Source organism: Cellulomonas sp. P4_B5_2, from assembly GCF_056402235.1.
This window is the reverse complement of sequence record NZ_JBFUHU010000008.1, coordinates 18,481-27,259: the sequence shown is the minus strand read 5'-3', so window position 1 is coordinate 27,259 and position 8,779 is coordinate 18,481. Positions and strand designations below refer to the sequence as shown.

Below are 8,779 nucleotides of genomic sequence, written 5' to 3'. Positions count from 1 at the left end.
AGGTAGGGGCGCCAGCGAGCACAGACGCCGGAGCCGCCGGAGCCACCGCGTGGCGCGGGCCCGCGAGCGGACCGAGCTGCGGGACGTCGGCGATCGCAGCCAGGACCGAGGCACGGAGCGCGGCCGGGGGTTCGCCGGCGACGGCGTCGCCCAGGGTGGCCGCGACGGCCGTGAGCTGTGCGAGCTCCGCGGCGGCCTCGGGGTCGGTGGCGACGAGCTGCTCCACGGCGGCGCGCTCGTCGGCGTCGACCGCGTCCAGCGCGTAGGCGCCGAGCAGGGAGCGGGCGTCGTCGTCGGACACCGTCATGACGTCACCCCCAGGCAGTCGCGCAGGCGGAGCAGGCCGTCACGGATGCGGCTCTTCACCGTGGGCAGCGGCGCGGCGAGCTCGTCGGCCACCTCACGGTAGGTCCGGCCGCCGTAGTACGCGAGGACCACCGCCTGCTTCTGGGTGGACGTGAGGGTGCCGAGGCAGTCGCGGACGCGGACCTGCTCGAGGGCGGCCTCGACCTCGTCCGCGACGACGTCGAACTCCCGCTCGGTGCTCCCGTCGAGGACCCGCTGGTCGCGGTCGCGCTGGGCCTGCACCGCGCGGACGCGGTCGACGGCCCGCCGGTGGGCGAGCGTCAGCGTCCACGTGCGGGCGGACCCGCGGGTGGCGTCGAACCGGGCGGCGGTGCGCCAGACCTCGACCCAGACCTCCTGGGCCACCTCGGCCGCGTGGTCGGGGTCCCGCAGGACGCCGAGGCAGGTGCCGAAGACCGCGCGTCCGAGCGCGTCGTACAGGACCGCGAACGCCGAGTCGTCGCCCAGCGCGACGTCCGAGAGCAGGGACTCGGCGGAGCGGGGCGCGTCGGCCTCGCCAGGTCCTCGCTCCACGCGGGCCAGTGTGCCCCACCGGGTCGCCGCTCGCCCTTCGGCGGTCGCGCGCCGCGTGCCGGCGTGCCSGGGGGGGCGCGCCGGTGGCGTCGACAGCTGCTGCAGGGACATCGGGTCCGTCGTCCGTCGGTGGATGGGTCAGCAGTGGTTCGACGCCGCCGCCCCCGCGGATGGCTCAGAGCAGCCCGATGTCGCCGAGGTCCGCGCCGGTCCCCGCCGCGGGCTCGTCGTCCGCGAGCCGGAGCGCGAGCTGGGTCTCCCACCGGGACATCTCGGGCTCGACGAGCGGGTCCGTCAGCTGCAGCTCGAGGCGGCATCCCCACGCCTCGCCCTCGGGGGTGTCCCAGCGGTCGAACCGCAGGCCCTCGGCGGCCGCCCACGCCTGCATCCCGGCGGTCACCTGCACCAGCTCGTCGGGCGGGCCCACGTGGCTGGTCACCGCGTAGCGGCCGGCGGGCAGGACGCCGGTGATGACGCCCCCGTCGGTCCACTGCACCGCCTCGGAGAGGGGCACCCCGGCCTCGACGACCATGCCCCGCTCGGGGTCGACGACGTCGTACCGGAAGAACGGCGGACCAGCCGGGTGCAGGCTGTGCGCGGTCAGCCAGGCGAACAGCTCCGGGAACCCGCCCGCAGCCCGCGCGAACGTGCCCGGCGTGACCGACGCGCTGATGCCCACGTACGGCACCGCGGGCCGGTCGACGACCACGGGGACCACCGTCGTGCGCGCCATCGGACCTCCTGGCCCGAGGCTACGACCGTCCCGTCAGCGGCGCAGTGCGACGGCGGCGTCGAGGTGGGCCTCGCGGCGCTGCTCGTGCGTCCGGCGCTCGGCGTGCTGCCAGGGCTCGGCGGGCGCGACCACCCGGCGGGCGAGCCGCGCACGGGACGAGCGGAGGACGAGTCGGGGGATGGGGATGCGCACGGTGCGCACGTCGTACGTCAGCGCGACCATGTCACGCCTCCTCGGATGCGTCGGGAGAGAGCGGGTGGGGGGCGTCGGACGCCTCCGGACCGGGTGCGGGGTCGACCGCGAGGTCGGGGTGGCTGGTGGCGAACCACCGCATGAGCAGGGCGCCGGCGGGGCGCGACGAGCTGTCCTTCATGCGCGCGACATACGGCTCGAGCAGGGCGCCGACGGCGTGGAGCAAGGCGTCCGTCTCGTCGGGCGTGGCCCAGAAGGTGTCCTTGGTCATCGACGCCGGGAGCGACCGTCCGGTCAACTCGGCGGCGCGGTCGGCGCGCTGGTGGAGGAAGCCGATGAACCCCTCGGCCTCCTGGCGGACTGCGACCTCGGCCAGCTCGACGACCGCACGCACCGAGCCGGGGACCGACTCGTCCGGCACGAACTGCTCGCGCCGGGCGCTCGGGCGCCAGGGGCGCTCGCGGCCGCGCTGCTCGGCGGGCTCGATGAACCCGTAGCGGGCCAGCAGGCGCAGGTGGAACGAGCAGTTGGCGACCGACTCGCCGGTGTGCTTGGCGCACTGGGTGGCGGTGGCCTCACCGGTGTCGTCGAGGTACTCGAGCAGGGCGAGCCGCAGGGGGTGCGCCAGTGCGCGGATCCGCTCGGGGTCGCTCCGGCTCACCCGGRTCTCGCTGCTCTGCTCGGTGCTCATGGTGAGACTGTAGAACGCGCAACGATCGTTGCGCAAGAGTTATTGCGAAAGAGATGTTGTGAACGACGAAGGCCCCCACCGCCATGGTGGGGGCCTTCGCGTCGTGCGGGGACGGGTCAGATCACTTGAACGCGTCCTTGATGTTCTCGCCAGCCTGCTTCACGTTCGCGCTGGCCTGATCGCCCTTGCCCTCTGCTTCGAGACGCTCGTCGTCAGTCGCCTTGCCGGCCGCTTCCTTGACCTTGCCCTTGGCTTCTTCCGCAGCGTTGCTGATCTTGTCGTCGAGACCCATCAGAATCACTCCTCTCGGGTTGGCAACTCCTCGACGCTACGACGACCCTGCGCGCCTCGCATCCGCAACGACCGCGTCGCGCAGGGCGCCGAGCACCTGCTCCCAGTTTGCCGTGGAGTGCGCCGCCTCCTCGGCCGAGCCGTTCCCGTCCTGCTCGAGCGTCACGGTCGTGGACCCCTCCTGCTCGTCGAACGTGAACGTCAGGTGGTGGTAGTTCTCGGGGATGTCCGGATGCCCGCTCAGCGGTGAGTAGTGCGTGTAGCGCAGCCGCCGCGGACGGTCGACCTCGAGGATCTCGCCGTGGTCCTGGAACGGCTTGCCGTCCCACTCGCCGTCGAAGGTGATGGGCACGCCGACCACGTAGGTGCTGGTCACGCGCGCACCCATCATCCAGGTGGCCTCGGGATCGACCAGGGTGTCCCAGACGGTCTCGGCCGGCGCCGGGATCTCCGCGGACGCTCGAGCGACGTGGTTCTCAGACATGTGCGCCTCCCCGCGCGCGGTACAGGTCGGTGAGCGTGAAGATCTCCGACCCGTGGTGGATGATCTCGCGGTTGATGTGCGCCACCAGGTGCGCGAACGGTGACTGCGCATCGATCTCGGTGGCCTGGCTGAGGCCGACCGTGAAGATGTCATCGTCGGACATCCCGGCGATCCCCGCTCGCCAGGCGTCGGCCACCCGCGTGAGCTCCGCGACCGCCGGCCCGACCTCGCCCGAGTAGGTCAGCGTCGGCCGCTTGGCCTCGTGCGCGCCGAACGTCCAGTCGTACCGCTCGGTGAGCACCTCGGTCAGGTGCGCCACGAGCCACGAGACCGTCCGCGGGCCGGGATGGTCCGGCCCCTCGGGCCACTCGACCACCCACTCGCCGACGCCGAACGTGCGCGGCGCGGTCGTCTCGGTGCGCCGCCGGACGCTCAGCGCCCCGGGTGCGGGCTCCCACTGGAACTCGTCCTGCGTGACGGTCTCCAGGCGCCGACCGAGCTCCCACCAGGAGAACTCCAGCTGCCCCCGGACCACCGCGCGCGGCGTGGGGACGCTCAGGATCGACCAGTCGAACTCGTCCACGATGGGCTCCTCACGAGGGGGCTGCGGCGTCCCGACCGTAGCGAAGCCCTCGGACACTCACTCGGGAGCGGCTTCCTCCCGGAGGCGCGGCTCGGTCCGGCGGTGCGGCGCGAACCCGGACTTGTCGGCGTAGAACGCGCGCACCTCGTCCATGTCCGCGGCGACGTCGCCGGTCAGCTGGAGGGTCGGTCCCAGGCCGGCCGTCATGGTGGTGCGGTCGACGTAGCCGAGGGTGACCGGCAGGTCCGTGGCGCGGGCGATCCGGTAGAACCCCGACTTCCAGCCGGAGCCGCTGCGCGTGCCCTCCGGGGTCACGACGAGGTAGAAGCGGTCCCCGCCCTGGATCCGGGCCACCAGCTCGTCGACCAGCCCCGCGGGGTCGCGGCGATCCACCGGGATGCCACCGAGCGCCCGCATGACCGGTCCCGCCGGACCGCGAAACAGCTGGTGCTTGCCGAGCCACTTGACCGTCAGGTCCGCCTCGCCGCTGATCGCCAGCATGAGGATGAAGTCCCAGTTGGACGTGTGCGGCGCCCCGATCAGCAGGCCGGCGCCGTCCACGGGCACGCGCTCGGTCTGCAGGGTCCAGCGGCTCAGCCGCCAGTAGGCGCGGGCCAGGGTCCGTCGGAGCGTCACGCCTGGACGGTACCCGAGACGCGAGCGGGTGCTGGGCCGCACCCGCCCGTCCGCGTCACCTCGGGACGGCGAGCCGCGCAGGGGTCTGAGCTGCGCGCGAGCGGCGGACGAGCTCCCCCGGCACTCGCATCGCGCGAGTGCGTGACGGCATGAACCGCACGAAGAACCCCACCCGCATCACCCACGCCACCCAGCCGGTGAGGGGGAAGCCGTAGAGGTCGGCCACGCCGCGGCCGACCCCGAACGACGCCGCCTGCCCGAGCCCGAGGTAGCGGAACCGCCGGCCCGGGCGGCCCGCCAGCGCGCGGGCGACGTTCCGGCCCACCTGGTCCCCCGCCTTGATCGCCCACAGCGCGTTCGCGGTCACCGGGACGCCGCTGCGCGGGTGCGCCACCGAGGCCGCGTCGCCCGCGGACCAGACGTCGGGCGCCACCAGCAGCTCGCGCGTGGTCACCAGGCGACCACGGTCGTCCCGCGGCAGCCGGTCCAGGCCCGGGAGCACGACGGCGCGCTGCCCGGTGGTCGCCAGCACGGTGTGCGTCCGCACCGCGGACCCGTCGGACAGGGTGACCGAGCCGTCGTCGACGGCCACCACCCGCACGCCGGTGCGGACGTCGACCCCGAGCCGCACCAGCTCCGCCGTGCAGCGGGCGGCCAGCCGGGGCTGCTCGTCGTGCAGCGCGGGCACCACCCGGTCCGCCGACTGCACCAGGACCACGTCCGGCACCCGTGCGGCGAGCGCGGCGGCGAGCTCCACCCCCGCGAGCCCGCCGCCGACGACCACCACGGGTCCGTCCACCACCCGCACGCGCTGGAGCAGCTCGGCCAGGTCGCCCGGCCCGCGCAGGGTCAGTCCCCGACCGGCGAGCCCGTCGACCGCATCCAGGGGCTCGCGTCCGCCGGTCCCGACGACGAGCGCGTCGTAGGCCAGCTCGTCGTCCCCGTCGACGCCGGAGAAGTGCACCCGCCGGGCGACGAGGTCCACCCGCGTGACGCGGGCGTGGAGCACGCGGGCGCGCGGCATCGCCTCGGTCAGCGGCGTCTGCGTCAGCGCGATCGGCAGCAGCCCGGCGACCACCTCCCCGGTGAACCCGTGGAAGTTGTGCACGGTGTCCGCGCTGAGCACGACGATCTCGACCTCGCCGCGCCGCAGTGCTCCGCGCAGCCGCCGTACGAGCGCACCGTACGCGTGCAGCGTGACGTAACCGCCGCCGAGCAGAACGACGCGCCTCATCGCACACCCGCCAGCGGCCGCCCGAAGCTCGAGGGGGCGGCTGCCGTGAACCCGTGGTGCGCGAAGCGGTCGGCCAGCCCCCGGACGTGAGCCACGTGGTCGAGCGTCGGCACGCCGGTCGAGAAGTGCCCCACGTGCCCGGCCAGCCCGAGCAGGAACGTCTCCGCGAAGCATGCGTACGCCTGACCGCGCGGCAGCCCGATGTCCCCGCCGCGCAGGTGCATCCCGGGGATCTCGACGACCCCGCCGTCGACGAGCGTCACGTCGGGCCGCGCCGCCGCGAGGTCGGGCGAGGTGTTGCGGGGCTGCGTCGCGTCCAGCACGCGGGCGCCCGGTGCCAGGTGCTCGGCCCCGAGCAGCGCGTCGGCCGACGCCGTCAGGAGCACCACGGCGTCGCAGCTGCGTACGTCGTGGAGGTCGGTCGAGATGGTCGTCGGCACGCGTCCCCCGACCTCGGCGGCCAACGCGTCCAGCTTCGCGGTCCCCCGGGCCACCAGGAGGAGGGAGTCGACCGAGCCGGCGGCAGCGAGCAGGCGGACCAGGGTGGTGCCCACCGAGCCGGTGGCGCCGACGACGGCCACCCGGCGGTCGGACAGGTCCGCGAGCAGGATCAGCAGCTGGTCCTCCACGATCGCGGCGGTGTACGCGTTGCCGTTGGTGACGCCGATGTCGGTGCGGCCGCGCAGGGTGGCGCCGCCGGCGGTGACCGTCGCCGTGAGCGCCCCGAGGCCGACGACGCCCGCACCGAGCCGCGCGGCGTGGTCGATCGCCCGGCCGACGCGGGCCCGGCCCTCGTGCGGCTCGGACAGCAGGTGCCGCGCGCCGAACGGGACGAGCACCACGTGGCCGACCGGCTGGTCGTCGAGGTCGATCCGGGACATCGCGTAGGGCGGGAGCGGGAGTCGACGGACCGCGGTGTCGATGAGGCGCTCCGGCACCCGACCGAGCGGGCTCCAGATGCGGGCCAGGTCCTCAGCGATGCGGGCTCGCGGGTGGACCAGGAAAGCGAACGGTGCAGCGGTGCTCATCGGGGGCTCCCCTGTGGCCGCGCGGCATCGCGGCCGCGTCGTCGAGGTGGGTCTGTGCCCCGAAGGGGCGCGCGCGCACCCCGGTGATACCGCCGGTGCCGGGTGAGGTGGTCGCAGAACCAGAGAAGCAAGCGAATGTGTCGGGCAGATGGCGCGCGGGTGGGTTCACCCGCAGGTTCACACTTCCGTGGTCCAGGTGTGCTGCGGGTCGTAGCCCAGCAGGCGTCGCGCCTTGTCGATGGACAGGAGCGTCTCGCGGCCCTCGATCGGACGGGTGACGGGAAGGTCCGGGAAGTACTCGGCGACGAGCTCCGCCGACGGCCTCTCCAGCACGGTGTCCGGCGACGCGATGATGAACGCCTCGAACCCGGTGAGGTCGCTCTCGAGCGCGAGCCGGACCGCCAGGGCTCCGTCGCGGGCGTCGATGTAGCCCCACAGGTTCCAGATCCGGCTGCGGGGATCGTCCGCGAAGCTCGGGAACGCGGCGTAGTCGGCCACGTCCATCACGTTGGAGAACCGCAGTCCGATGAGCTTGAGCTCGGGGTCCCACCGCGTGAAGTGCCGGGCCATCTCCTCCTCGACCGCCTTGCCGAGCGAGTAGGTGCTCTCGGGACGGACCGCGTACTCCTCGTCGACCGGCACGTACGGCGGGGGCGTCTCGAACGGCAGGCCGAGGACCGTCTCGCTGGAGGCCCAGACGACGTTCTTGATGCCCGCCCGGCGCGCAGCGCTGAACACGTGGTGGGTGGCGACGACGTTGTTGGCGAACGTCGCGCCGCTCGGACGCAGGCCCGGCGCCGGGATCGCCGCGAGGTGGACCACGGCGTCGACACCGTCGTACCGGTCGTCGATGCCGCTCAACGCCTCGGTCACCTGGCCGAGGTCGGTGAGGTCGACCCGCGTGAACACCGCCTTCTGACCTGCGGGCGGGAGCGCCGTGTCGACGTTGACCACGTCGTACCCGTGCTCCGCCAGGTGCTCCACGACCGCACGACCGAGCTTCCCGCTCCCACCAGTGACCACGACGCGACTCATGGTCCCGACGCTATCCCGCGTCGAGCCACACGTGCGGCGGCGGGACCAGAGCCTCCAGCGCCGGCCAGAGGGCTTCCGGCAGCGGCTCGGAGGCCAGGTCGAGCGTGCGCGCGACGCGGCCTGGGCGGCTCATGCCGACGACCGTCGACGCGATCCGCGGGTCCCGCAGCGAGAACTGCAGCGCCGCCGTGCCGAGGTCCGCATGGAAGTCGGCGCAGACCTCGCGCATGGACTTGATCGCGGCGAGGGTCTCGGGCGGTGCCGGGCGGTACCCGTAGCTCGTCGGACCCCCGGACTGGAACGCGAGGATCCCGCCGCCGTAGACCGCCGCGTTGAGGATCCCCATCTCCTGCCGGACGGCCTCCTCGAGCAGCGGGCCGGCGCTGCGGTCCACGAGCGTCCAGCGGTTGTGCACCAGCAGGACGTCGAACACGCCGAGGTCCAGGTACTTGGCGATCTCCTGCACGCGACCGCCCGCCAGGCCGATCGCCCCGACCTGGCCTTCTTCCTTGAGCCGGACGAGCGCCTCGACCGGCCCGCCCGGCGCGGACATCTCCTCGAAGTCGAACGACTCCGGGTCGTGCAGGTGGACCAGGGGCAGGTGGTCGAGGCCGAGGCGCTCGCGGCTCTCCGCCACGGACGCGCGCACCCGGTCCGCCGAGTAGTCGCGGCCCACGGGGTCGACCTTGGTGGCGATGACGACGCCTTCCGGGACGCCCCCCGCTTCGACGAGTGCGGCACCGATCCGACGCTCGCTCTCCCCGTCGGAGTAGCCGTTGGAGGTGTCGATGAACCGGATCGGGCTGTCGAACGCGGCGAGCACGGTGGCGACACCCTCGTCGGCGGAGACGTCCCGGCCGTACAGCGCGGGCATGCTGCCGAGGGGGCTGCCGCCGAGACAGACGGCCGAGACCTTCAGGCCCGTGGAGCCGAGATCGCGGATCCAGGCGGACTGACCAGGGGCGTAGTCGGGCTGCTTCATCACGCCATCCC

At 73.6% G+C, this 8,779-nt stretch carries 12 protein-coding genes and 1 pseudogene; all 13 read right to left on the bottom strand.

Features of this window, described 5'->3' with window-relative positions; all coding sequences use genetic code 11:
- Positions 1-307 (bottom strand): annotated as a pseudogene (locus AC1DUQ_RS01200) (hypothetical protein); the annotation flags it as partial.
- Positions 304-879 carry an ECF RNA polymerase sigma factor SigK gene (gene sigK, locus AC1DUQ_RS01195; RefSeq protein WP_477059394.1) on the bottom strand — a complete coding sequence of 192 codons (576 nt, stop codon included), beginning with the start codon at positions 877-879 and terminating at the stop codon, positions 304-306. The gene sigK and the pseudogene AC1DUQ_RS01200, both read right to left, overlap by 4 nt.
- A gap of 175 nt (positions 880-1,054) precedes the next feature.
- Positions 1,055-1,612, bottom strand: coding sequence for a GyrI-like domain-containing protein (locus AC1DUQ_RS01190; RefSeq protein ID WP_477059395.1), 558 nt, complete (start codon positions 1,610-1,612; stop codon positions 1,055-1,057).
- A 33-nt stretch (positions 1,613-1,645) separates the two neighbouring features.
- Complete coding sequence (locus AC1DUQ_RS01185) at positions 1,646-1,834, bottom strand: hypothetical protein (RefSeq protein WP_477059396.1); 189 nt, start codon at positions 1,832-1,834, stop codon at positions 1,646-1,648.
- Position 1,835: 1 nt separating this feature from the next.
- Positions 1,836-2,495 (bottom strand): ArsR/SmtB family transcription factor, encoded by a 660-nt coding sequence (locus tag AC1DUQ_RS01180; RefSeq protein ID WP_477073292.1) that lies wholly within the window; start codon positions 2,493-2,495, stop codon positions 1,836-1,838.
- A 121-nt stretch (positions 2,496-2,616) separates the two neighbouring features.
- The gene (locus tag AC1DUQ_RS01175) at positions 2,617-2,787 is read right to left on the bottom strand and encodes a CsbD family protein (protein WP_056086725.1); all 171 of its coding nucleotides are present in this window, start codon (positions 2,785-2,787) and stop codon (positions 2,617-2,619) included.
- 36 nt (positions 2,788-2,823) lie between these two features.
- Positions 2,824-3,270: an SRPBCC family protein gene (locus AC1DUQ_RS01170; protein WP_477059398.1), complete on the bottom strand. Its 447-nt coding sequence runs from the start codon at positions 3,268-3,270 to the stop codon at positions 2,824-2,826.
- A complete protein-coding gene (locus AC1DUQ_RS01165; RefSeq protein WP_477059399.1) occupies positions 3,263-3,853 on the bottom strand; it encodes a DinB family protein in 591 nt (196 codons plus the stop codon). The genes AC1DUQ_RS01170 and AC1DUQ_RS01165 overlap by 8 nt, the downstream gene beginning before the upstream one ends.
- 57 nt (positions 3,854-3,910) lie before the next feature.
- The gene (locus AC1DUQ_RS01160) at positions 3,911-4,489 is read right to left on the bottom strand and encodes a 1-acyl-sn-glycerol-3-phosphate acyltransferase (protein WP_477059400.1); all 579 of its coding nucleotides are present in this window, start codon (positions 4,487-4,489) and stop codon (positions 3,911-3,913) included.
- Between the two features lie 55 nt (positions 4,490-4,544).
- Complete coding sequence (locus tag AC1DUQ_RS01155) at positions 4,545-5,723, bottom strand: NAD(P)/FAD-dependent oxidoreductase (RefSeq protein ID WP_477059401.1); 1,179 nt, start codon at positions 5,721-5,723, stop codon at positions 4,545-4,547.
- The gene (locus AC1DUQ_RS01150; RefSeq protein WP_477059402.1) at positions 5,720-6,751 is read right to left on the bottom strand and encodes a semialdehyde dehydrogenase; all 1,032 of its coding nucleotides are present in this window, start codon (positions 6,749-6,751) and stop codon (positions 5,720-5,722) included. Before AC1DUQ_RS01150 ends, AC1DUQ_RS01155 begins: the two co-directional genes overlap by 4 nt.
- A 177-nt stretch (positions 6,752-6,928) precedes the next feature.
- Positions 6,929-7,786: an NAD-dependent epimerase/dehydratase family protein gene (locus AC1DUQ_RS01145; protein WP_477059403.1), complete on the bottom strand. Its 858-nt coding sequence runs from the start codon at positions 7,784-7,786 to the stop codon at positions 6,929-6,931.
- Positions 7,787-7,796: 10 nt separating this feature from the next.
- A complete protein-coding gene (locus tag AC1DUQ_RS01140) occupies positions 7,797-8,768 on the bottom strand; it encodes an aldo/keto reductase (RefSeq protein ID WP_477059404.1) in 972 nt (323 codons plus the stop codon).
- Positions 8,769-8,779: the final 11 nt, after the last annotated feature.